Source organism: Mesorhizobium sp. WSM3859, from assembly GCF_002295065.1.
Taxonomy (GTDB): domain Bacteria; phylum Pseudomonadota; class Alphaproteobacteria; order Rhizobiales; family Rhizobiaceae; genus Mesorhizobium.
In genome coordinates this window covers 454,606-478,286 of the sequence record NZ_NSGG01000002.1, presented here as the reverse complement: position 1 = coordinate 478,286, position 23,681 = coordinate 454,606, and the positions used below count along the sequence as shown (strand labels likewise).

The following is a 23,681-nucleotide window of genomic DNA, read 5'->3' as shown; positions in this document are numbered from 1 at the left end:
TGCTGCCAAATAAACCGGCCCGCTGGTACCAGACTTGGCGCGGCTGAGAAAGCCGGCCGGGTCCGGGGCAAATTGCCTATGTGTCGCAGCCTGTTACCGCTCTTTGCCGGCGCAATGCCCGAACAAGCCGGAAAACCGGGCTAAAACGAGCATTTTCAATGCCTTTTATCGCGTCGTTCCAACTTCAGAAACATAAAGTGATCGGCTGGCGAAGGCCTTTCGCCCATCCGGACAACCGCTTATGCGATCTCATGCCGCCAGGGCGGGTTGGCGCCGGCCCGCGAAACGGTCACCGCGGCTGCCTTGGCGCCGAGCTCCAGCGCCTTGCGGATGGCGTCCTCGGAGAGGCTGCCGATTGCCGCCTTGGTGAGCAGGCCCTGCTCGTGCAGCGAGGCAAGGATGCCGGCGTTGAAGGTGTCGCCGGCGCCGACCGTGTCGACCACCTTCACCTTCTGCGGCATGACCGTGACCTTGTGCGCCTTGTTGTAGCCGACGGCGCCTTCGCTGCCATGGGTGACGACGATAAATTTTGGTCCGCGATCCAGCCAGTTGCGCACCACATCCTCATGCGAGCCGGCCTCGTCGAACCATTTCAGGTCCTCGTCCGAGAGCTTGACGATGTCGGCCATCGCCATCATCTCGCGGATGCGCCGGAGATGCTTGGCCTTGTCCGGGATGAAGTTGGGCCGGATGTTCGGGTCGAGCATCATCACGCGGCTTTCGTGCTCGCGCCGCATGAACTCCTCATAGGCCGACCCGGCCGGCTCCGAGATCAGGCTGATCGCGCCGAACAGCATCGCCTCGATCTCGGCGCCGAGCTTCGGCAGGTCCTCGATGGTCAGCATGCGCCCGGCGGTGTTCTCGTCATAGAAAGTGTAGGTCGCCTGGCCGTTGGTGAGCCGTACGAAGGCGAGCGTGGTCGGGCGAGGGGACGTGTGCGCATAGGTGGAGCTCACCTTGCTGGCGCCGAGCGCCTCGCGGAACTGGCCGCCGAACAGGTCGGAGGAGAGGCCCGAGAAGAATCCCGCCGGGGCGCCGAGCCGGCCGAGCGCGATCGCCGAATTGAACACCGCCCCGCCGACATAGGGCGCGAAGGCGGCTTCGCCTTCCGTCGTGATGCGCGGCAGCATGTCGATCAGGGCTTCGCCACAGCAAAGGATCATGTCGTCTTGGTCTCCGGCGGATGGATCACGCCCTTGCGGATGATGATATTGGCAAAGAGCCTGGGTTCGCTGGTCGCCACGATCGCGTGCGCGACCTTGACGCGTGCATAGAAGTCGGGCCCGGCCAGTGCAACCACCTTATGGCCCGGCGCGCGTCTGGCGCAAACCGCTTCCATCTCGCGATGCACGGGGTCGGCCAGCGCCGGGTCGCCGTTGACCGAGGCACGGAACAGCGCTTCCGGCACCGCCTCGTCCACCGGCAGCACGCTGAGCACGGCGTCAAGCACCGGGATGATATGGTGGCCATCCACGCGGATCAGCCGGCGCGCCTGTTCCTCGGCCGGATAATTGCCGTCGACGATGGCGATCTCGTCTCCATGGCCCATTGCCCTGAGCGTTGCCAGGAACTGCGGCCCGAGCAGCGAGGGGACTCCGATCAACATCGTCAGGCGCCCCCGGATGTGTTCGGCCCGATCAGGAAGCGCTCGGAAAGCGGCAAGCTGGCGCCGCCCAGCGCCCGCGCATGGATGCCGACGGTCCCCTCGCGCACGAAAGGCAGCTTCAGTCCCTCGGCGTCGATGCCGGAAATGGCTTGCCGGATTGCCTCGACAAGACGGCGCCGCACCTCGAGCGGCATCCAGCCGTCGATCACCGCCGCTTCGAAATCGATGACGGACGAGGCTGCGACGATGGCATAGGCAAGCGCGCGCGAGGCGCTGGCGATCCACTCGTCGAGCTCGGCGCCGATGTCGCCCCATTCCTGCGGCGAGGTCCACAGATAGGAGCCGTCGATGCCCTTGGCGGAAAGCGCCTTCTCCAGCATTGCAATCGAGGCGACGTCGATGAGCTGCGTCGGCTTGCCGTCCGGCCCCGGCACCGGCATTGATCCGAGCGCGCCGGCGTTCCCCTTCGGTCCGCTGTAAAGACGGCCGTTGAGAACGATGCCGCCGCCGGCAAAGGCGCCGATATAGAAATAGACGAAGTCGCGCGCCGCGCCCGCCTGGCCGAAGACAAGCTCGGCGCCGCAGGCCGAAGTCGCGTCATTCTGCAGGTAGACGGGGAACTCGCACTGCGCCTGGATGTCGGCGCGTATGTCGCGATGGCGCCATTCCTCCATCACGTCGCGCGGCGCGCCAGCCGTGTCGGCCCAGTTCCACAGTTCGAACGGCATGGCGACGCCGAGCCCGGCAATGCGCTTGTCCTGCGCCGGCGTCAGTTCGCCGCGCATCGTCCTGATGCCGGCGGTGACGAACTCGACGGTCTCGCGCGGTGCGGGATAGCGGTAGGAGTGCTGCAGCATGGCGCGCACATTGCCGAGAAAGTCGATCAGCACCAGCTCGGCACTGCGGCGACCGATCTTGAGGCCCATGAAGAAGGCGCCTTCCGGGTTGAGCGCCATCGGGATCGAAGGCTGGCCGATCTTGCCGCGCAGCGGCGCCTGGCGCACCAGCAGCTTGTCTTCCTCGAGCTCGCGCATGATGACCGACACCGTCTGGGCCGACAGCCCGGTCATGCGCGCGATATCGGATTTGGCCAGGCTGCCGTGCTGGCGCACCAGGGACAGCACCAACCGCTCATTATGGTCGCGCATGCCGCTCTGGTTGGTGCCGCGATGCAGCCGGCTCTTCAAAGCCTCGGGCGAACCGCGCCTCGCAATGCCGGTCTCCACCCTGTTCCTCCCGTCTGTTTCCCCGCGATGCTTTTCGTTCAGAATGAGTGAACGACGCAAGAGTGTCAATAATAAATAAGAGTGATTTAATTATTGACAGCCGTTCAGTCCTGGTGTTTTTTGAGGTGTGTCCACGCTGGGAGAAAAGGTGGATGCGCTTGAGGCGCCGGGTGGCCGGCGTCCGCAACAGTTCCATTGGGAGGAAAATCGTGACCAAGAAATCACTGCTGAAGTCTACCGTGTTTGCGGCCGCCGGCTTGGGCCTGATGGCGTTCGCTTCGTCGGCATCCGCCGCCGGCGTCGGCGCCTGCCTGATCACCAAGACCGACACCAATCCCTTCTTCGTCAAGATGAAGGAAGGCGCGACCGCCAAAGCCAAGGAGCTTGGCGTCGACCTCAAGACCTATGCCGGCAAGATCGACGGTGACAGCGAAAGCCAGGTTGCGGCGATCGAAAGCTGCATCGCCGACGGCGCCAAGGGTATCCTGATTACCGCTTCCGACACCAAGGGCATCGTGCCGACGGTGAAGAAGGCGCGTGACGCCGGCCTGCTGGTGATTGCGCTCGACACGCCGCTGGATCCGATCGATGCCGCCGACGCCACCTTCGCCACCGACAACCTCGAAGCCGGCAAGTTGATCGGCGCCTGGGCTGCCGCCACGCTCGGCGACAAGGCCAAGGACGCCAAGATCGGCTTCCTCGACCTCACCCCCTCGCAGCCGACCGTCGACGTGCTGCGCGACCAGGGCTTCATGATGGGCTATGGCATCGACGTGAAGGACCCCAACAAGATCGGCGATGAGGACGATCCGCGCATCGTTGGCCATGACGTCACCAACGGCAACGAGGAAGGCGGCCGCAAGGCGATGGAAAACCTTCTGCAGAAGGACAACACCATCAATGTCATCCACACCATCAATGAGCCCGCCGCTGTGGGTGCCTATCAGGCGCTCAAGGCCGTCGGTCTGGAAAAGCAGGTGCTGATCGTCTCGGTCGACGGCGGCTGCCCCGGCGTCAAGTCGGTCACCGAAGGCGTGATCGGCGCCACCTCGCAGCAATATCCGCTGCAGATGGCGGCGCTCGGCATCGAGGCGATCGCCGCTTTCGCAAAGGACGGCACCAAGCCGAAGCCGACCGAAGGCAAGAACTTCTTCGACACCGGCGTCAACCTCGTCACCGACAAGCCGGCAAACGGTGTCAAGTCGATCGACACCAAGGAAGGCCTCGCCAAGTGCTGGGGCTGATGGTTGCCTGAGCGCACAAACCTCGCGGCTGGGGGCTTGATCCCCGGCCGCATCGGGTGGACGATGCATTTTCGTAAGCGCTGATAAGCCCGGCGACAGACCGGAATGCGTAAACGCGGCACGGAGCCATGACGAAGCTCCGTGAGACGGGAGGATATATGTCTCAAATCCAGGAATTCGAGAAAGTTCTCTCGAGCAGCGACACCAGCGTCGCCGCCTTCGATGAGCACGGCAAGTCGTTCGTGAAGCGCGCCCAGCATTTCCTGCACTCCACGCCGGCCGCCGTGCCGCTGATCGTGCTGGTCTTGTCGATCATCATCTTCGGTATCGCCATCGGCGGACGGTTCTTCTCGTCCTACACCCTGACGCTGATCCTGCAGCAGATCGCCATCGTCGGCATTCTGGGCGCCGCCCAGACGCTGGTCATCCTGACCGCCGGCATCGATCTGTCGATCGGCGTGATCATGGTGATTTCTGCCGTCATCATGGGCAACTGCGCCATCACCTACGGTATGCCGACCATCCTCGCCGTTATCGTGGGTCTTGCCGCCGGCGGCGCCTGCGGGCTGCTCAACGGCCTTCTAGTTGCCTACATGAAGCTGCCGCCGTTCATCGTCACGCTCGGCACCTGGAACATCGTCATGGCCACGAATTTCATCTATTCGGCCAACGAGACGATCCGCGACGCCGATGTCGATGCGCAGGCGCCGCTTCTGCACCTGTTCGCGATGAGCTTCAGGGTCGGCTCCGCCGTGTTGACGGCCGGTGTCATTGCCACGGTCGTGCTGGTGGCGGTGCTTTGGTACGTGCTCAACCACACCGCCTGGGGCCGCCATGTCTATGCCGTCGGAGACGATCAGGAGGCCGCGAAACTGTCGGGCATCCAGACCAAGAAGGTGCTGATTACGGTCTACGCCCTTGCGGGGCTGATCGCCGCTTTCGCGGCCTGGGTCTCGATCGGCCGCAACGGCTCGATCTCACCGTCCGCCGCCGTCACCGACTACAATCTGCAGGCCATCACCGCGACGGTGATCGGCGGCATCTCGCTCTTCGGCGGCCGCGGCTCGATCCTCGGCACGCTGTTCGGCGCCATGATCGTCGGCGTCGTCTCGATGGGCCTCAACATGCTGGGCGCCGATCCGCAATGGAAAGTGTTGCTCACCGGGGTGCTGATCATCGGCGCCGTGGCGGTAGATCAATGGATCAGAAAGGTTTCGGCATAGCCATGACCCAGGACCCCATCCTCACCGCGCGCGGTCTTACCAAGCGCTATGGTCGTGTCACGGCCCTCGACAATGCCGATTTCGACCTCTATCCGGGCGAAATCCTGGCGGTGATCGGCGACAACGGCGCCGGCAAATCATCGCTCATCAAGGCGATTTCCGGCGCGGCCGTGCCCGATGAAGGTGAAATCCGGCTTGAAGGCAAGCCCGTTGCCTTCAAGTCGCCGATGGAGGCTCGAGAAGCCGGCATCGAGACGGTCTACCAGAACCTGGCGCTGTCGCCGGCGCTGTCGATCGCCGACAACATGTTTCTCGGTCGCGAAATCCGTAAGCCCGGCCCACTCGGAAGCTGGTTCCGCATGCTCGATCGTCCGGCGATGGAAAAGCGCGCCCGCGACAAGCTGACCGAGCTCGGGCTGATGACCATCCAGAACATCAGCCAGGCGGTGGAAACGCTGTCCGGCGGCCAGCGCCAGGGCGTGGCGGTGGCGCGCGCCGCCGCCTTCGGCTCCAAAGTCGTGATCATGGACGAGCCGACCGCGGCGCTCGGCGTCAAGGAAAGCCGGCGCGTGCTGGAGCTGATCCTCGACGTCAAGAAGCGCGGCCTGCCGATCGTGCTCATTTCGCACAACATGCCGCATGTCTTCGAGGTCGCCGATCGCATCCACATCCACCGCCTCGGCCGCCGCCTCTGTGTCGTCGATCCGAAGCAGATTTCCATGTCGGATGCCGTCGCGCTCATGACGGGCGCCAAGAAGCCGCCGGAGGATGCGCTGGCGGCCTGATCTCCAGGATAAGTCAATTGCGGCAGGCAAGCTGTTGGCTCGATCGCTAAATCGATTGAACGCATGCTGCAATGCGATAGGATGGGCTGGGAGAAACGGCGAAAGCCGCTATGATCAGGCCAACTGAACGAGAGGCGAAATGACATCCGCCATGACGATCGAAGTCCCTGTCCTCGACCATCCCGATCCCAAGACGCTCGCCGAAGAGGTCTTGATGTCGCTCAAATACCGGGTCGGCAAGGACACCACCGTCGCAACGCCCTATGACTGGCTGACCGCCTCGATCAAGGTCGTGCGCGACCGCATCCTCGATCACTGGATCCAGGCGACCAAGGAAGCCTACGACCAGCAGGAAAAGCGCGTCTATTACCTATCGCTCGAATTCCTCATCGGCCGCCTGATGCGCGACGCCTTCTCCAATCTCGGCCTGATGGAGAACATGCGCGAGGCGCTGTCCTCGCTCGGCGTCGACCTCGACCTGATCGCCGGCCTCGAGCCGGACGCAGCACTCGGCAATGGCGGCCTCGGCCGTCTCGCCGCCTGCTTCATGGAAAGCATGGCGACCGTCGACATTCCCGCCCATGGCTACGGCATCCGCTACGCCAACGGCATGTTCCGCCAGGAAATCCAGGGTGGCTGGCAGGTGGAGCTGCCGGAGACCTGGCTCGACCACGGCAATCCATGGGAGTTCGAGCGGCGCGAACGCTCCTTCGAGGTCGGCTTCGGCGGCTCGGTGGAATCGATCACCGCGAAGGACGGCCGGCTCGAGCGCCATGTCTGGAAGCCGACCGAGCACGTGCTTGCCGTCGCCTATGACACGCCGGTGGCCGGCTGGCGCGCCAGGCGCGTCAACACGCTGAGGCTCTGGTCCGGCATGCCGATCGACCCGATCCTGCTCGACAAGTTCAACGCCGGCGACCACATCGGCGCGCTGGCCGAAAGCAACAAGGCCGACGCGCTGTCGCGCGTGCTTTATCCGGCCGATTCCCACATGGCCGGCCAGGAGTTGAGGCTGCGGCAGGAATATTTCTTCTCGACCGCTTCGCTGCAGGACATCGTCCAGCGCCACCTCAGCCAGTATGGCGACCTGAAGTCATTGCCTGACAAGGCGGCGATCCATCTCAACGACACCCATCCCGCGGTCGCGGTGCCGGAGCTGATGCGGCTGCTGATGGACGTCCATGGCATGGATTTCGACCTTGCCTGGGACATCACCAAGCGCACCTTCGGCTACACCAACCACACGCTGCTGCCCGAGGCGCTGGAAAGCTGGCCGGTGCCGCTGTTCGAGCGGCTTTTGCCGCGCCACATGCAGATCGTCTACGCCATCAATGCCCAGGTGCTGCTGGAGGCGCGGGCCACCGGAAAATTCTCGGGCGAGCAGATCGCCCGGATCTCGCTGATCCAGGAAAATGGCGACCGCCGCGTGCGCATGGGCAATCTGGCCTTTGTCGGCTCGCATTCGATCAATGGCGTCTCGGCCCTGCACACCGAACTGATGAAGGAGACGGTGTTCGCCGATCTCCACAAGCTCTATCCCGACCGCATCAACAACAAGACCAACGGCATCACGCCCCGCCGCTGGCTGATCCAGTGCAATCCCGGCCTGACCGCGCTTGCGCGCGAGGCGATCGGCGACCGCTTCATGGACGACATCGAGAAGATCAAGGCGCTCGATCCGCTCGCCGACGACGCGGCCTTCCGCGAAAAGTTCGCCGCCGTGAAGCGGCAGAACAAGGCGCGGCTTGCCAACCTCGTCGCCGACCGGCTGGGCATCAGGCTCGACCCATCGGCGCTGTTCGACATCCAGGTCAAGCGCATCCACGAATACAAGCGCCAATTGCTCAACATCCTCGAAGCGATCGCGCTTTACGACCAGATCCGCTCGCATCCCGAGCGGGACTGGATGCCGCGCGTGAAGTTCTTCGGCGGCAAGGCGGCGCCGAGCTACCACAACGCCAAGCTGATCATCAAACTGGCCAACGACGTCGCGAAGGTCGTCAACGGCGATCCGTCGGTGCGCGGCCTGCTGAAGGTCGTGTTCGTGCCGAACTACAATGTCAGCCTGGCCGAGGTGATGATGCCGGCCGCCGACCTCTCCGAGCAGATATCGACCGCCGGCATGGAGGCGTCCGGCACCGGCAACATGAAGTTCGCGCTGAACGGCGCGCTGACCATCGGCACGCTCGACGGCGCCAATGTCGAGATCAAGGAACATGTCGGTGACGACAACATCTTCATCTTCGGCCTCACCACCGCCGAAGTCGCCGAGCGACGCAACAATGGCTACAATCCGCGCGAAGTGATCGAGGCCTCGCCGGAACTGTCACAGGCGGTGTCCGCCATTTCCTCCGGCGTCTTCTCGCCCGACGATCCGGGCCGCTACCGCGACTTGATGAACGGCCTCTACCAGAGCGACTGGTTCATGGTGGCGGCCGATTTCGATTCCTACGCCGCCTGCCAGCGCGAGGTCGACGCCGTCTGGCGCGACAGCCCCGACTGGTACGCGCGCGCCATCCGCAACGTCGCCCGCGTCGGCTGGTTCTCGTCCGATCGCACAATCCGCCAATATGCGAAAGACATCTGGAACGTGCCCGTCTGATATGATTGCATGAGCCACGAAGAATGTGGCCCAGGTGCATGTCGCCCAAAAGTGCGTAGCAGTTTTGGGGCTACCACATGCACCAAGACAAAGAATAGCGCATGCCGCACCAAGGCATGCGCCAGAACAAGATGCCCGGGGAGGGCGACCGCTTGATGAGGAAGCCGCGCGCGACCGCTGCGACAAGCGGGCCGGACGGACTGGCGCCAGCCGGAGATGTCGCGGCGATTGTCGCCGGAACGCATGGCAATCCTTTCGCGGTTCTGGGCGTGCATGAGGCCGGCAAGGGCTTCGTCGCCCGCTGCTTCGTGCCCAACGCCGAATTCGTCACCGCCCATACGCTGACCGGCAAGGAGGCCGGCGAGCTGTCGCGCCGCGACGATGCCGGCTTCTTCGAGGGCAAGGTCTCGATCCGCAAGCGCCAGCCGCTGCGCTACCATGCCAGGAATGCCGGCGGCAACTGGTGGCTGGCCGATCCCTATTCCTTCGGCCCGGTGCTGGGGCCGATGGACGACTATTACATGGCCGAGGGCTCGCATCTGAGGCTCTTCGACAAGCTCGGCGCCCACATCATCGACCACGAAGGCGCCACCGGCGTGCATTTCGCGGTCTGGGCGCCCAATGCCAGGCGCGTCTCCGTGGTCGGGGCTTTCAACGACTGGGATGGCCGCCGCCACACCATGCGCGACCGCAAGGACACCGGCATCTGGGAGCTGTTCATTCCCGATATCGGCGCGGGCCAGCCCTACAAATTCGAGATCATCGCGCCCGACGGCGTGCGCCTGCCGCTCAAGGCCGACCCGTTCGCCTTCGAATCGGAACTGCGCCCGGCGACCGCCTCGGTGACGGCGCCGCCGATGGCGCATCAATGGGGCGACGAGGCGCATCGCGGCTACTGGCGCAAGGCCGATCCCCGGCGCGAGGCGATCTCGATCTACGAGGTCCATGCCGGCTCTTGGCAGCGCCGCGACGACGACACGTTCCTCTCCTGGGACGAGCTAGCTGCGCGGCTGATCCCTTACGCGGTCGATACGGGCTTCACCCACATCGAGTTCCTGCCGATCTCGGAGCATCCTTACGACCCGTCCTGGGGCTACCAAACCACCGGCCTTTATGCGCCGACGGCCCGTTTCGGCGACCCCGACGGCTTCGCCCGTTTCGTCGACGGTGCGCACCGCGCCGGCATCGGCGTCATCCTCGATTGGGTGCCGGCGCATTTCCCGGTCGACGAGCACGGGCTGGTGAAATTCGACGGCACCGCGCTCTACGAGCATGCCGATCCGCGCCAGGGTTTCCATCCCGATTGGAACACCGCGATCTACAATTTCGGCCGCCGCGAGGTGGTGTCGTTCCTCGTCAACAACGCGCTGTTCTGGGCGGAGAAATACCATGTCGACGGATTGCGCGTCGACGCGGTCGCCTCGATGCTCTACCTCGATTATTCGCGCAAGGCGGGCGAGTGGATCCCCAATGAGAAGGGCGGGCGCGAGAACCTGCAGGCCGTCAGCTTCCTGCAGAAGATGAACAAGGAGCTTTACGGCCACCACCCCGGCGTGATGACGATCGCCGAGGAATCGACCTCATGGCCGAAAGTGTCGCGTCCCGTGCATGAAGGCGGCCTCGGCTTCGGCTTCAAGTGGAACATGGGCTTCATGCATGACACGCTGGAGTACCTTTCCAAGGAGCCGATCTTCCGCAAGCACCACCACAACGAACTTACCTTTGGCCTGGTCTATGCTTTCTCTGAGAATTTCGTGCTGCCGCTGTCGCATGACGAGGTCGTGCACGGCAAAGGCACGCTGCTCCACAAGATGGCAGGCGATGACTGGCAGAAATTTGCGACGCTGCGCGCCTATTACGCCTTCATGTGGGGCTATCCCGGCAAGAAGCTACTGTTCATGGGCCAGGAATTCGCCCAGCGCCGCGAGTGGAGCGAGGAACGCGCGCTCGACTGGAACCTGCTCGAATTCGCGCCGCATCGCGGCGTCTGGCAGACGGTGCGCGACCTGAACTATCTCTACCGTTCCCGCCCGGCGCTGCACGCGCGCGACTGCGAGCCGGAAGGCTTTTCCTGGCTGATCGTCGACGATCGCGACAATTCGGTCTTCGCCTGGTTGCGCAGCGCGCCGGACGGCAACCCGATCGCCGTCATCTCCAATTTCACGCCGGTGCCGCGCGAGAACTATCGTGTGCCGCTGCCAAGGGCGGGAACGTGGCGCGAAATCATCAATACGGACGCCGCCGACTATGGCGGCTCCGGTATGGGCAATGGCGGCGGGGTCAAGGCAAGCGGGGAAGGGGGCGGCGTATCGGCGACGATGCTTCTGCCGCCGCTGTCGACGATCATGCTGGAATTCGTCACGGATTGAAGCAGATGATGTGTCATCCTGCTCTTGCAACGATCCGGGCAGCTTATTTGGGAGGGTAACAAAATGGCAGAACTCAAAAGAACCCAGCCGCTGGCGCGCGACGCCATGGCCTATGTGCTGGCCGGGGGCCGCGGCAGCCGCCTGAAGGAGCTGACCGACCGGCGCGCCAAACCCGCCGTCTATTTCGGCGGCAAGACGCGCATCATCGACTTCGCGCTCTCCAACGCGCTGAACTCCGGCATCCGCCGCCTCGGGGTCGCCACCCAGTACAAGGCGCATTCGCTGATCCGCCACCTGCAGCGCGGCTGGAACTTCCTGCGGCCCGAGCGAAACGAAAGCTTCGACATCCTGCCTGCCTCGCAGCGCGTTTCGGAAACGCAATGGTACGAAGGCACTGCCGACGCGGTCTACCAGAACATCGACATCATCGAGGCCTATGGCCCGGAATACATGGTCATCCTCGCCGGCGACCACATCTACAAGATGGACTACGAGCTGATGCTGCGCCAGCATGTCGATGCCGGCGCCGACGTCACCGTCGGCTGCCTGGAGGTGCCGCGCATGGAGGCGACCGGTTTCGGCGTCATGCATGTCGACGCCAAGGACAACATCATCGCTTTCGTCGAAAAGCCGGCCGATCCGCCGGGCATCCCAGACAAGCCGGAATTCGCGCTCGCCTCGATGGGCATCTATGTCTTCAAGACCAAGTTCCTTATGGAGCAGCTGCGCCGCGACGCCGCCGAGCCCGGCTCCAGCCGCGACTTCGGCAAGGACATCATCCCCTATATCGTGCAGCACGGGAAGGCGATCGCGCATCGCTTCGCAAAATCCTGCGTGCGCTCCTCGCATGAATCCGAACCCTATTGGCGCGACGTCGGAACCGTCGACGCCTATTGGGAAGCCAATATCGACCTCACCGACATCACGCCCGAGCTCGATCTCTACGACCGCGACTGGCCGATCTGGACCTATGCGGAATTGAAGCCGCCGGCAAAGTTCGTGCATGACGAGGATGGCCGCCGCGGCGAGGCGATCTCCTCGCTGGTGTCCGGCGACTGCATCGTCTCCGGCGCCTCGCTGCGCCGCAGCCTGATCTTCACCGGCGCGCGCATCAATTCCTACTCCAAGCTCGAGGAGGTGGTGATGTTGCCCGACGTGACCGTCGGCCGCAACGCGCGCCTCAAGCGCGTCGTCATCGACCATGGCGTGCAGATCCCGGAGGGCCTGGTGGTCGGCGAGGATCCGGCCCTCGACGCCAAGCGTTTTCGCGTATCGGAAAAGGGCATCTGCCTGATCACGCAGGACATGATCAACAAGTTGTCGACCCCGTAGGGTCGATCAACAAGCTGTCGACCTGATAAGGTCGATTAGCAAGTTGTCGACCTGATAGGGTTGCCGTCAACCCGCTAGGGTTGATCGGCAAGCTGACGGGTCTATCAGCAAGCTGACGGGTCGATCAGCAAGCTGACGACTTGATCAACAGATTGTCACTTTGACCTGTCATGTTGAGAGGGGAATGTGGAGCGCATGCAGGTTCTCTCGGTCACGCCCGAAATCTTCCCGCTGATCAAGACCGGCGGGCTCGCTGACGTGACCGGCGCCTTGCCGATCGCGCTGGCCGGGAAGGGCGTGGCGATGCGCACGCTGGTTCCCGGCTATCCCGTGGTGATGGCGGCCTTCACCAAGAAGAAACCCGTCTACCAGTACCCGCTGCTGCAGGGCGGCAAGGCCTCGGTCCATGCCGTCAAGATCGGCGATCTCGACCTCTTCGTGTTGGACGCGCCGCATCTCTTCGATCGTCAGGGCGGCCCTTACGGCACCGCTTCCGGCGCCGACTGGCCGGACAATTGGCGGCGTTTCGCGGCGCTCAGCCAGGTCGGCGGCGACATTGCCGGCGGCGGCATCTCCGGCTACCAGCCCGACATCGTGCACGCCCATGACTGGCAGTCGGCGATGACGCTTGCCTATATGCGCTACGGCAAGGCGGTCGGAGTGCCGTCGCTGATCACCGTGCACAACCTTGCCTTCCAGGGCCAGTTCGGCGCCGGCATCTTCGGCGAGCTCGGCCTGCCGGGTGTGGCGATGCAGCTCGACGGCGTCGAATATTATGGCGGCGTCGGCTATCTGAAGGCCGGGCTACAGGCTGGCTGGGCGATCACCACGGTGAGCCCGACCTATGCGCAGGAAATCCGCTCGCCGGAATTCGGCATGGGCCTCGACGGGCTGATCAACATGCGCGCCACCGACCTCTACGGCATCGTCAACGGCATCGATGTCGACATCTGGAATCCCGAGACGGACAAGCATCTGGTCGCCAAATACTCGGCGGCGACGCTCGAAGCCCGCGCCAAGAACCGCAAGGCGGTCGAGGAGCGGTTCGGCCTTGAGGCGGACGGCAGCCCGATCGTCTGCGTCATCAGCCGGCTGACGTGGCAGAAGGGCATGGACATTCTGGCCGCCGTCGTCGACGGCATCGTCGCCGCCGGCGCGCGACTCGCCATCCTGGGCTCGGGCGACGCCGGCCTCGAAGGCACGCTGCTCGCCGCCGCGGCACGCCATCGCGGCCGTGTCGGCGTCGTCGTGGGTTATGACGAGGGCCTTTCGCATGTCATGCAGGGCGGCTGCGACGCCATCATCATCCCGTCGCGCTTCGAGCCTTGCGGGCTGACCCAGCTCTATGGCCTGCGCTATGGCTGTGTGCCAGTCGTCGCCCGCACCGGCGGCCTCGCCGACACCATCATCGACGCCAACGAGGCGGCGTTGTCGGCAGGCGTCGCCACCGGCTTCCAGTTCGCGCCCAACAATGGCGGCGCGATGCTCCATGCCATCCAACGTCTGGTCGAGGTTCACGCCAGGCCGGCGGTCTGGGCCTCGATCCAGCGCCAGGGCATGAAGGCCGATGTCTCCTGGGACAAGAGCGCCGAAAAATACGTCGAACTCTATCGCTTGCTGCTTTCGAAAAGGGCTGCCTGAGGCATGATAAAAACCGTCCCCACCAAACCCTATACCGACCAGAAGCCCGGCACGTCCGGCCTGCGCAAGAAGGTCCCGGTGTTCCAGCAGGAGCACTATGCCGAGAACTTCATCCAGTCGATCTTCGACGCGCTGGACGGTTTTCAGGGCAAGACGCTGGTGATCGGCGGCGACGGCCGCTTCTACAACCGCGAGGTCATCCAGAAGGCCATCGCCATCGCCGCCGGCAACGGCTTCGGCAAGGTGATGGTCGGCCAGGGTGGCATCCTCTCGACGCCGGCCGCCTCCAACGTCATCCGCAAATACAAGACCTTCGGCGGCATCATCTTGTCGGCCAGCCACAATCCCGGCGGGCCCCACGAGGACTTCGGCATCAAGTACAATGCCGGCAATGGCGGCCCGGCGCCGGAAAAGATCACCGACGCGATCTTCGCAAAGTCGAAGGAGATCAAGAGCTTCAAGATCGCCGATATCGGCGAGATCGACATCGATACGATCGGCACCGTCAAGGCCGGAGACATGACGGTCGAGATCATCGACCCGGTCAAGGACTATGCCGAATTGATGGAGAGCCTGTTCGACTTCGAGGCGCTGAGGAAGCTCTTCAAATCGGGCTTCCGCATGCGCTTCGATGCCATGCACGCGGTGACCGGTCCCTATGCCAAGGAGATCCTCGAACGACGGCTCGGCGCGCCGGATGGCACCTGTCGCAACTTCAAGCCGCTGCCCGATTTCGGCGGCCACCATCCCGACCCGAACCTAGTGCACGCCAAGCATCTCTATGACGAGATGATGGGACCGGATGCGCCGGATTTCGGCGCGGCTTCGGACGGCGACGGGGACCGCAACCTGATCATCGGCAAAGGCATTTTCGTGACACCGTCGGACTCGGTGGCGATGCTTGCCGCCAATGCCAAACTGGCGCCGGGCTACAAGGAGGGCCTGAAGGGCATCGCCCGCTCGATGCCGACCAGTGGTGCTGCCGACCGGGTCGCCGAAAAGCTTGGCATCGGCATCTACGAGACACCGACCGGCTGGAAGTTCTTCGGCAACCTGCTCGACGCCGGCATGGCGACCATCTGCGGCGAGGAAAGCGCCGGCACCGGCTCCAACCATGTGCGCGAGAAGGACGGATTGTGGGCCGTGCTTTTGTGGCTCAACATCCTCGCCGCGCGCGGCGAGAGCTGCAAGCAGATCGTCACCGAGCACTGGGCGACCTACGGCCGCAACTACTATTCGCGCCACGACTATGAGGAGGTCGAGAGCGACCGCGCCAACGCGCTGGTGGACGAGCTGCGCGCCAAGCTCGGTTCGCTGCCCGGCACGACCGTGCGCGGCCTCAAGATCGCCAAGGCCGACGACTTCGCCTATCACGACCCGGTCGATGGATCGGTGAGCAAGAACCAGGGTATCAGGATCCTGTTCGAAGGCGGCTCGCGCGTCGTGCTGCGCCTTTCCGGCACCGGCACCTCGGGAGCTACGCTACGCGTCTATATCGAGCGCTACGAACCGGACAAGGCCAGACACGACCTCGACACCCAGGAAGCGCTGGCCGACTTGATCGCCGCCGCCGACGACATCGCCGGCATCAAGAGCCATACCGGCCGCAACAAGCCGAGCGTGATTACTTGAGGGTGGCGGGGCGCGCCTTTCCTTCCCCCCTTGTGGGGGAAGGTGGATCGGCGCGCAGCGCCGAGACGGATGAGGGGTGCTGGCCGGATCGCCGTCGTCGCCAAGCTGGAGCCCCCCTCATCCGTCGCCTTCGGCGACACCTTCTCCCACAAGGGGAGAAGGGGGAGCCTACATGACCCTCGGCGCAACCATCACCCCCGAAGGCATCCGCTTCGCCGCCTGGTCCTCATCGGCTCGCCGCCTCTGGGTCTCACTCTTCGACGACAGCGGCACCCGCGAGGTTGAGCGGCTGGAGTTGAAGCCTGAAGGCGAGGGCGTGCATGCGCTCTCTGTCTCCGGCCCCGTTCCAGGCACGCGCTACGGCTTCCGCGCCGATGGCGATTATGCGCCGGAGCGTGGCCTATGGTTCGACCCGGACAAGCTGCTCACCGATCCCTACGCCATCGAAATCGACCGGCCATATCAGTACCACTGGCGATTGGCCGCGAAGCGCAACGAAGGCGCCGACACCGCCTCGCTGATGCCCAAAGCAATCGTGGTAGCGCCACCTGAAGCTGTGGCGCCTTTGCCACCCCTCTTCAAACCCGGTGGCCTGATCTACGAGCTCAATGTCCGCTCCTTCACCAAGCTCCATCCCGACATTCCGGGGGCGCAGCGCGGCACCATCGCCGCGCTCGCCCACCCTGCCATCATCGAGCACCTGAAACGTCTCGGCGTCTCGGCCGTCGAATTGATGCCGGTCACCGCCTCGATTGACGAGCGGCACCTGCCGCCATTGGGGCTGAGCAACGCCTGGGGCTACAACCCCGTCACCTTCATGGCGCTCGATCCGCGCCTGGCGCCCGGCGGTCTCAAGGAACTGCGCGACACCGTCGCCGCGCTCCGCGAAGCCGGCATCGGCACCATCCTCGACCTCGTCTTCAACCATACCGGCGAAAGCGACCGGCTCGGGCCGACGCTGTCGCTGCGCGGGCTCGATGCGCTGGCCTATTACCGGCATCAGCCGGACGGCAGGCTGGTCAATGACACCGGCACCGGCAACACCGTCGCCTGCGACCATCCGGTGGCGCGCGAGATGGTGCTCGACACGTTGCGCCACTTCGTCCGCTTCGCCGGCGTCGACGGCTTCCGCTTCGACCTGGCGCCGGTGCTCGGCCGCGTCGACGGCGCCTTCGATCCGGACGCGCCGCTGCTTCGGGCCATCGCCGGCGATTCCGTGCTTGCCGACCGCGTGCTGATCGCCGAGCCTTGGGATATCGGCCCGAACGGCTATCAGCTCGGCAACTTCCGCCCGCCCTATCTGGAATGGAACGACCGCTACCGCGACGATGTCAGACGCTTCTGGCGCGGCGATGCCGGCGCGATCGGCGCCCTGGCCACGCGGCTTGCCGGTTCTTCCGATGTCTTCGGCCGGGAAGGCCGACCGACGACCCGCAGTGTCAACTTCATCGCCGCGCATGACGGCATGTCGCTCGCCGACATCGTCGCCTATGAGCGCAAGCACAACGAGGCCAACGGCGAGCAGAATCGCGACGGCCACAACGACAATCTGTCGTGGAACAACGGCGCCGAGGGTGAAACGGACGACGAGGCGATCAGCCTGGCCCGCTCCAGCGACCGGCGCGGGTTGCTCGCCACGCTCTTTGCATCGCGCGGCACCATCATGCTGACTGCAGGCGACGAGTTCGGCCGCACGCAGAAGGGCAACAACAACGCCTATGCGCAGGACAACGCCATCACCTGGCTCGATTGGGCTGGCCGCGATCACGCGCTGGAGCAATACGCATCGTCGCTGGCCGCGCTGCGGCGCGCCTTCCCGGTGCTGGCGGATCCACACTTCCTGACCGGCGAGCCCGCCGACGGAGAGGAATTTCCCGACGTGGCTTGGCTGATCGAGACCGGCGCGCCGCTCGGCGATACGGACTGGAACGATGCGGGCCGACATCGCCTCGTCATGCTGCTCGGCGACAGCGGAGGCGGCCGCCTTGCCGTGATGATCAATGGCGATCGCCGGCAATGCGTCTTCACCTTGCCGGCGCGGGAAGGCTTCGAGTGGCGCCCGGCGATCGAGACGCAACCGGTCGATCTCACGCGGCCGTTGCCCGGTCGAAGCGTCGGTTTCATGATCGAGCGGCGCGCCGCTGGATCGCGCAACAGGAAAGGCTCATGATGGCTGGCGACAATTCCGGGCAAGGGAGCGAATGGTGGCGCGGCTGCGTCATCTATCAGGTCTATCCGCGCTCCTTCCAGGACACGACCGGCGACGGCAGCGGCGACCTCAAGGGCATCACCGCGCGGCTCGCCCATATAGCCTCGCTCGGCGTCGACGCCGTCTGGCTGTCGCCCTTCTTCAAATCGCCGATGGCCGACATGGGCTATGACGTGTCCGACTACCGCGACGTCGATCCGATGTTCGGGACGCTGGAGGATTTCGACGCGCTGGTCGCCGAGGCGCATCGGCTCGGTCTGAAGCTCATCATCGACCAGGTGATCTCGCATTCTTCCGACAAGCATGAATGGTTCGCCGAAAGCCGCGCCAGCCGCGACAATGCCAAGGCCGACTGGTACGTCTGGGCCGATGCGAAGCCGGATGGCAGCGCGCCCAACAATTGGCAATCGCTTTTCGGCGGCCCCGCCTGGGAGTGGGACGCCACCCGCCGGCAGTACTACATGCACAATTTCCTGGCCGCCCAGCCGGACTTGAATTTCCACAACCCGGATGTTCAGGACGCGCTTTTGGACACGGTGCGCTTTTGGTTGGAGCGCGGCGTCGACGGCTTCCGGCTGGACACCGTCAACTACTATGTCCACGACCGCTGGCTGCGCGACAACCCGCCCTTGGCGTCAAGCGTCGCCGGCACCAACGGCTCGACCAGCACTTATGGGTTCCAGGAGCATCTCTTCGACAAGACGCGTCCCGAAAACCTCGAATTCCTGAAACGCTTCCGCGCGCTGCTCGACGAGTATCCGGACCGCGCCGCGGTCGGCGAGGTGGGCGACGAGGAGCGTTCGCTGCAGACGCTCGCCGCCTATGTCTCCGGCGGCGACAAATTGCAGATGTGCTACACCTTCGATCTGCTTAGCCCGCAATTTTCCGCCGCCCATGTGCGCGGCTGTGTCGAGGCATTCGAGACGACCGCTCCGGACGGCTGGGTCTGCTGGGCCTTCTCCAACCATGACGTCGTGCGCCACGCCAGCCGCTGGACACGGCCCGGCGAGAGCCCGGACGCGATGGCCAAATTCTCGATCGCGCTGCTGTCATGCCTGCGCGGATCGATCTGCCTCTATCAGGGCGAGGAACTGGGGCTGGAGGAAGCCGAACTCGCCTACGAGGATCTGCGCGATCCAGTCGGCATCCGCTTCTGGCCGGGCGTGAAGGGCAGGGACGGCTGCCGCACGCCGATGGTCTGGCAGGCGGAGGCGGAAAATGCCGGATTCTCGACGGCCAAGCCCTGGTTGCCGGTGCCGCTGGCGCATCGCGGCCGCGCGGTCGACATTCAGGACGGCGAAGGCGGTTCCGTGCTCGCGGCCTATCGTTCGATCCTTGCCCTGCGCAAGCTTCATTCGGCGCTGATCGCTGGCTCCATCCGTTTTCTCGAGGCCGAGGGCGATGTGCTGGCCTTCATCCGCCAGCAGGAGGACGAGATATTGCTGTGCGTCTTCAACTTCGCCGCGGAGCCGGCGAACTGGGCGCTGCCGGCCGAGCTAGGGGATGTCGAGATAACGCCTCTTGCCGTTGATGTCGCCGGCGTTCTTGGCGGCGTTGTCGAGGAGAGCGCGCTGGCCCTGCCGCCCCTGGGCAGTTTTGTCGGCAGGATTGGCTGATAGCGGCCTACTGGACGAGCACCGACCGGCCGCATGTCGCGCCGGTCACGCGCACATCGGCCTCGCCGACATGGACGCCAAGTGCCCCAAGCACATTGTAGACCAAGTCGTCGACCGGCGCGGTCACGCCGGTGAGCAGAGTTGTCACCGCCGGCTTGACCGCGCCGAGCAGGGCGGTCACGTCGAGGCCGAGCCCCAGCGCATTGACCGACAGCGACAGGTTGTTCACCAGCGATGTCGTCAGCGACTGCGTCAGGTTCTTCGTCGACACCGTCTTGATCGCCTTGTTGGCGATGTCGGCGGCGTTGAAGGTCAGGTTGGTCGGCGTCATGTTGGTGACCGAGAAGGCCGACTGTCCATTGATCTGCAGCAGGTTGAGGTTGATCAGGAGCAATTTGAGGCTGACATCCGCGATCTCGGCGTCCGAGAAGGATTGCGGCTTGGTGAAGTCGGCGAACCCGCTGGCGCTGCTCTTGGCAAGGTGAGCCTCAACGACACCCGGCCGCGCTGCGATCGAAACCTTGATGCTGGAGGGACCGGTCGGGCAGGTGATATCGGTCAGCCTGGCCTCGGCATAGGCGACTTCGACATTGAGCGGCAAGTTGACGGCAAGCAGATTGATGCCGCCGCCGAGATTGGAATTGCCGAGCGTGACGCTGGCGTTGAGCTTGATGCGGGTCTGCGCCGTGCGCACCACCGTGCCGGCTTCTCCCACCGCCAGCCAGGCCGAGTTCTGCATCGGCTCGCCGATGGCTATCGAAAGCGTCGTCGATGTCAGCCCCGGTATGGTGGCGCCGAGATTGACCGCGACCTGGTTCGTGCCGTTGGCCAGAGCGGCCGCCGCGGTGAGCATGCTGAGCGCGCTGGCATCGACCGACAGCCCGGCGGGTTTCTGCCCGAGGCCGAGATCGCCGACGGAGCCGAGATCGATGAGAGTGCTGAGCGGAATCTTGACGCCGCTGGTGGCGCTGGAAGCCATGGTCTGCAGCGCGAGTTTGGCCGTGCGGTCGAGCCCGGGCACGTTGGCCATGGCGGTGGCGATCTGGCCGATCGTTGCCTTGGAGGCGAGCACGTCGGAATAGCTCACGCCGGTCAGGTGCAATTGCGTCGCCAGCGCATCGGTGAACGAAAGAACGTCGACATCGGCCGAGACCAGCGAATTGTAATCCATCACGCTGAGCGAGATGTTGCCGCCGAGAAGGCCGCCGAGAAGCGCGTTGAGAATGCCGCCGTTGAGACTGGCGAGTCGCGAGCCGACCGAGAAAGCAGCTTGCGGCTGCGCGCTGGCGATTGCCGTCGTGCCGAGCGTGGGCGGCGCCATGATCGACCCGGCGAAATAGAGCGTGCCTTGCTTCTTCAGCGACACCTGCACGGCATTGTAGGGCAGCTTCCCCGCCTCGAACCGGTTGCCGGCGGCAATGGTGCTGACGCCTGTGTAGCGCCCCGGCACGATCTGGACGACCGCCTTGGTGGCGGTTGGCGCCACATCGGTGCCTTGTTGCTGCACCGCGACCGAGGTGATGCCGTTGTCGGCGAGCGTCGTCAGCACCGCCTGCCGGGCGTTGGTGATGTTCGAGGCCGCGGTGATGGCGGCAAGGTCGACGATCGACTGCGCGGCGCGGCGTTCATTGTAAAGCGAGCCCTCGTCGATCGCGAAGGCGGTCAGTGCCACCGCCACCGGCGTGCACAGCGCCGTCATGACGGCGAAATTCGCGCTACGATCGGCGAGCAGCCTCCGCGTCGCCGACATCAATCCCCCCTTGGCGGGCATCATATGCCTCCGACACGGATCGTCGACTGGCGCTGTATCGTCGTGCCCGGCAGGGGCAGGGTCTTGAACAGGTTCCAGATCGGCAGGTTGCGCGCATCGTAGGTGACGGAGACGACGAACTGGCTGCCGTCGGCGACACTGTCCTGTGCGTTGACGGTGAGCTTTTTGGGATCGACGAATGGATATCCCGAGACGTCATGCATGATGAAATCGGTGACCAGTGCCTGCCGTTCGGTCTGGTCGAGGCCGGCGATAGCCGTGCGCGCCGCATCGGCGGCGATCTGCTGCACTGAGTGGCTGGCGCCGAAATAGATTCCGTATGCAACCATGCCGAGCAGAAGCAGGATGAAGATCGGCGCAAGCATGGCGAATTCGACCGCCGACGTGCCCGTGGCGTCGGCCCGGAAACGAGACCAAGAAACGTGGAATTTTCGGTTCTTCAGCATGGTACTAAGAATGCCAAACCCTGCCTACAAAAACAGAAAACGCCTCGAACAACCGGCAGGTGTGCCAAGTTGAAAGTCAACTATAAACATTAGGGATTGCTGTTTTAGCGTGGCGACGCTCACTTTGCGTCAAGCAGGCAATGGTTGAAATAAGATTTCGCTCTGTCTAGTCTCCTGCCACCAGTCGCCGGAAGGAACCGGCGGCACGCCTGAAACGGGGCTGTTTCAACGGTTCCGGGGCGTCAACACTTAAGAAGGCGCGGCTGAGGGGCTGCGCCGACCGGGAGAGACTTCATGCTGAAAAACATGCTGAAGGCGACGGCGTTCGCCACCACCTTGGCTCTGGCCACGGGCTCCTTTTACACCCATGCTTTCGCCGAAACCGTCTACAACCGCGGCGCCGCCGCGGAGGCGGAGACGGTCGATCCGCACAAGACGTCGACGACCTACGAGGCCGATATAATACGCGACCTGTTCCAGGGTCTCGTCATGCATGACCAGAAGACGAACCTCATTCCGGGCGCCGCCGAAAGCTGGACGGTGTCCGACGACGGCACTGTCTACACCTTCAAGCTGCGCAAGGACGGCCTCTGGTCGGACGGCAGCCCGGTGACGGCGGACGACTTCGTCTATTCGTTCCATCGGCTGGAAGATCCGGCCACCGCTGCCGAATATGCCTCGATGCTCTACCCGGTGAAGGGAGCCGAGGACTTCAACACCAAGAAGGGCAAGGCCGAGGATATGGGCGTCAAGGCGATCGACGCCAACACGCTGGAAGTCACGCTGAAGGCGCCGACGCCTTATTTCCTGGAGATGCTGACCCATCAGGCGACCTATCCGGTCAACAAGGCTTCCATTGACAAGCTCGGCGCCGATTGGATCAAACCCGGCAAGCTGGTTTCCAACGGCGCCTATACGCTGGCCGAATGGGTGCCCAACGACCATCTCAAGATGGTCAAGAATCCGAAATTCTGGGACGCAGCGAGCGTCAAGCTCGACGTGGTGAACTACATCCCGACCGAGGATCGCTCGTCGGCGATGAAGCGGTTCGAGGCCGGCGAACTCGACAGCTATGGTGACCTGCCGACCGAGCAGCTCGCCGATCTCAAAGCCAAATTCGGTGATCAGGTCCGTGTCGGACCATATCTCGGCACCTATTATTATGCGGTCAAGACCGACAAGGCGCCTTGGGACAATGTCGAGCTGCGCAACGCCATCTCGATGGCGATCGATCGCGACTTCCTCGCCGAGAAGGTCTGGCAGAACTCGATGCTGCCTGGATATTCGATGGTGCCTCCGGGCATCGAGGGCTACACGCCGGCATTGGCCAAATACGCCGACATGCCGCAGATCGACCGTGAGGATGCGGCCAAGAAGATCCTGGAGAAGCTCGGCTATACGCCCGAGCATCCGCTGAAGATGGAGATCCGCTACAACACCTCGGAGAACCACAAGAACACGGCGGTCGCCATCCAGGAACAGCTGAAGCCGCTCGGCATCGAGGTGACGCTGCTCAACACCGACACCAAGACCCATTACGGCTTCCTCGAGCAGAAGGGCAATTACGACGTCGCCCGCGCCGCCTGGATCGCCGACTACAAGGATCCGGAGACCTTCCTCGGCATCTCGCGCAAGGCGAGCGGCAACAACTACTCGGACTACAACAGCCCGGCCTATGAAGCCGCGATGGACAAGGCGGCCGCTGCCGGCGGCAAGCCGGAAGAGCGCATGAAGGACCTCGCCGAGGCCGAGCGCATCCTCGTCGACGACGTCGGCCAGATCCCGCTGCTCTACTACAGCTACCACGACATCGTTTCCTCGAAGCTGCATGGCTTCGATGACAATGTGATGGACATTCATCCGTCCCGCTTCATCTCCAAGGACTGACAAGTAACCTTGGCCGTGCCGCCGCTCTCTTTTTGAGGGCGGCGACACGGTCTGTCATCGTGCCGGACCGAAAGTCGGATTGGATTTTCGAG

At 64.1% G+C, this 23,681-nt stretch carries 16 protein-coding genes; 11 read left to right on the top strand and 5 right to left on the bottom strand.

What is annotated here, in order from left to right:
* Positions 1–239 precede the first annotated feature (239 nt).
* The 3 genes from CK230_RS06120 to CK230_RS06110 are packed head-to-tail and all read right to left on the bottom strand — an operon-like array spanning position 240 to position 2,832.
* Positions 240–1,163: a carbohydrate kinase gene (locus tag CK230_RS06120; protein ID WP_095816261.1), complete on the bottom strand. Its 924-nt coding sequence runs from the start codon at positions 1,161–1,163 to the stop codon at positions 240–242.
* Positions 1,160–1,606, bottom strand: coding sequence for an RbsD/FucU domain-containing protein (locus tag CK230_RS06115; RefSeq protein WP_095816260.1), 447 nt, complete (start codon positions 1,604–1,606; stop codon positions 1,160–1,162). The genes CK230_RS06120 and CK230_RS06115 overlap by 4 nt, the downstream gene beginning before the upstream one ends.
* Positions 1,607–1,608: 2 nt before the next feature.
* On the bottom strand, positions 1,609–2,832 hold the full coding sequence (locus tag CK230_RS06110; RefSeq protein ID WP_095816259.1) for an ROK family transcriptional regulator: 1,224 nt from the start codon (positions 2,830–2,832) through the stop codon (positions 1,609–1,611).
* A gap of 266 nt (positions 2,833–3,098) precedes the next feature.
* On the opposite strand from CK230_RS06110, the gene CK230_RS06105 reads away from it, so the two are divergent.
* The 10 genes from CK230_RS06105 (at position 3,099) to CK230_RS06060 (ending at position 19,485) form a co-directional block, all read left to right on the top strand.
* Positions 3,099–4,076 carry a sugar ABC transporter substrate-binding protein gene (locus CK230_RS06105; RefSeq protein WP_176480035.1) on the top strand — a complete coding sequence of 326 codons (978 nt, stop codon included), beginning with the start codon at positions 3,099–3,101 and terminating at the stop codon, positions 4,074–4,076.
* Positions 4,077–4,234: 158 nt separating this feature from the next.
* The gene (locus CK230_RS06100; RefSeq protein WP_095816456.1) at positions 4,235–5,299 is read left to right on the top strand and encodes an ABC transporter permease; all 1,065 of its coding nucleotides are present in this window, start codon (positions 4,235–4,237) and stop codon (positions 5,297–5,299) included.
* A gap of 2 nt (positions 5,300–5,301) precedes the next feature.
* Positions 5,302–6,084, top strand: coding sequence for an ATP-binding cassette domain-containing protein (locus CK230_RS06095; protein ID WP_176480034.1), 783 nt, complete (start codon positions 5,302–5,304; stop codon positions 6,082–6,084).
* A gap of 139 nt (positions 6,085–6,223) precedes the next feature.
* Positions 6,224–8,686, top strand: a complete 2,463-nt coding sequence (locus tag CK230_RS06090; protein WP_095816258.1) for a glycogen/starch/alpha-glucan phosphorylase — start codon at positions 6,224–6,226, stop codon at positions 8,684–8,686.
* Between the two features lie 155 nt (positions 8,687–8,841).
* Complete coding sequence (glgB, locus tag CK230_RS06085) at positions 8,842–11,055, top strand: 1,4-alpha-glucan branching protein GlgB (RefSeq protein WP_095816455.1); 2,214 nt, start codon at positions 8,842–8,844, stop codon at positions 11,053–11,055.
* Positions 11,056–11,118: 63 nt separating this feature from the next.
* A complete protein-coding gene (glgC, locus tag CK230_RS06080; RefSeq protein WP_095816257.1) occupies positions 11,119–12,387 on the top strand; it encodes a glucose-1-phosphate adenylyltransferase in 1,269 nt (422 codons plus the stop codon).
* A gap of 195 nt (positions 12,388–12,582) precedes the next feature.
* Positions 12,583–14,028, top strand: coding sequence for a glycogen synthase GlgA (gene glgA, locus CK230_RS06075; protein WP_095816454.1), 1,446 nt, complete (start codon positions 12,583–12,585; stop codon positions 14,026–14,028).
* A gap of 3 nt (positions 14,029–14,031) precedes the next feature.
* Positions 14,032–15,660, top strand: a complete 1,629-nt coding sequence (locus tag CK230_RS06070; protein ID WP_095816256.1) for an alpha-D-glucose phosphate-specific phosphoglucomutase — start codon at positions 14,032–14,034, stop codon at positions 15,658–15,660.
* A 172-nt stretch (positions 15,661–15,832) separates the two neighbouring features.
* On the top strand, positions 15,833–17,830 hold the full coding sequence (gene glgX, locus CK230_RS06065; RefSeq protein ID WP_095816255.1) for a glycogen debranching protein GlgX: 1,998 nt from the start codon (positions 15,833–15,835) through the stop codon (positions 17,828–17,830).
* Positions 17,827–19,485, top strand: coding sequence for an alpha-glucosidase family protein (locus CK230_RS06060; RefSeq protein WP_176480020.1), 1,659 nt, complete (start codon positions 17,827–17,829; stop codon positions 19,483–19,485). The genes glgX and CK230_RS06060 overlap by 4 nt, the downstream gene beginning before the upstream one ends.
* A gap of 7 nt (positions 19,486–19,492) precedes the next feature.
* Here CK230_RS06060 and CK230_RS06055 read toward each other — a convergent pair whose 3' ends face one another.
* A complete protein-coding gene (locus CK230_RS06055; protein ID WP_245429835.1) occupies positions 19,493–21,235 on the bottom strand; it encodes a pilus assembly protein TadG-related protein in 1,743 nt (580 codons plus the stop codon).
* 20 nt (positions 21,236–21,255) lie between these two features.
* Entirely contained in the window at positions 21,256–21,702 is a 447-nt protein-coding gene (locus tag CK230_RS06050) for a TadE/TadG family type IV pilus assembly protein (protein ID WP_095816253.1), read from the bottom strand.
* 294 nt (positions 21,703–21,996) lie between these two features.
* On the opposite strand from CK230_RS06050, the gene CK230_RS06045 reads away from it, so the two are divergent.
* On the top strand, positions 21,997–23,589 hold the full coding sequence (locus CK230_RS06045; protein WP_095816252.1) for a peptide ABC transporter substrate-binding protein: 1,593 nt from the start codon (positions 21,997–21,999) through the stop codon (positions 23,587–23,589).
* Positions 23,590–23,681: the final 92 nt, after the last annotated feature.

What these genes read in the sequence shown, in the direction of transcription:
- CK230_RS06120 (WP_095816261.1), bottom strand. Translation starts at nt 1,163, where the DNA reads ATGATCCTTTGCTGTGGCGAAGCCCTGATCGACATGCTGCCGCGCATC.
- CK230_RS06115 (WP_095816260.1), bottom strand. Translation starts at nt 1,606, where the DNA reads ATGTTGATCGGAGTCCCCTCGCTGCTCGGGCCGCAGTTCCTGGCAACG.
- CK230_RS06105 (WP_176480035.1), top strand. Translation starts at nt 3,099, where the DNA reads ATGGCGTTCGCTTCGTCGGCATCCGCCGCCGGCGTCGGCGCCTGCCTG.
- CK230_RS06100 (WP_095816456.1), top strand. Translation starts at nt 4,235, where the DNA reads ATGTCTCAAATCCAGGAATTCGAGAAAGTTCTCTCGAGCAGCGACACC.
- CK230_RS06095 (WP_176480034.1), top strand. Translation starts at nt 5,302, where the DNA reads ATGACCCAGGACCCCATCCTCACCGCGCGCGGTCTTACCAAGCGCTAT.
- CK230_RS06090 (WP_095816258.1), top strand. Translation starts at nt 6,224, where the DNA reads ATGACATCCGCCATGACGATCGAAGTCCCTGTCCTCGACCATCCCGAT.
- glgB (WP_095816455.1), top strand. Translation starts at nt 8,842, where the DNA reads ATGAGGAAGCCGCGCGCGACCGCTGCGACAAGCGGGCCGGACGGACTG.
- glgC (WP_095816257.1), top strand. Translation starts at nt 11,119, where the DNA reads ATGGCAGAACTCAAAAGAACCCAGCCGCTGGCGCGCGACGCCATGGCC.
- glgA (WP_095816454.1), top strand. Translation starts at nt 12,583, where the DNA reads ATGCAGGTTCTCTCGGTCACGCCCGAAATCTTCCCGCTGATCAAGACC.
- CK230_RS06070 (WP_095816256.1), top strand. Translation starts at nt 14,032, where the DNA reads ATGATAAAAACCGTCCCCACCAAACCCTATACCGACCAGAAGCCCGGC.
- glgX (WP_095816255.1), top strand. Translation starts at nt 15,833, where the DNA reads ATGACCCTCGGCGCAACCATCACCCCCGAAGGCATCCGCTTCGCCGCC.
- CK230_RS06060 (WP_176480020.1), top strand. Translation starts at nt 17,827, where the DNA reads ATGATGGCTGGCGACAATTCCGGGCAAGGGAGCGAATGGTGGCGCGGC.
- CK230_RS06055 (WP_245429835.1), bottom strand. Translation starts at nt 21,235, where the DNA reads ATGTCGGCGACGCGGAGGCTGCTCGCCGATCGTAGCGCGAATTTCGCC.
- CK230_RS06050 (WP_095816253.1), bottom strand. Translation starts at nt 21,702, where the DNA reads ATGCTGAAGAACCGAAAATTCCACGTTTCTTGGTCTCGTTTCCGGGCC.
- CK230_RS06045 (WP_095816252.1), top strand. Translation starts at nt 21,997, where the DNA reads ATGCTGAAAAACATGCTGAAGGCGACGGCGTTCGCCACCACCTTGGCT.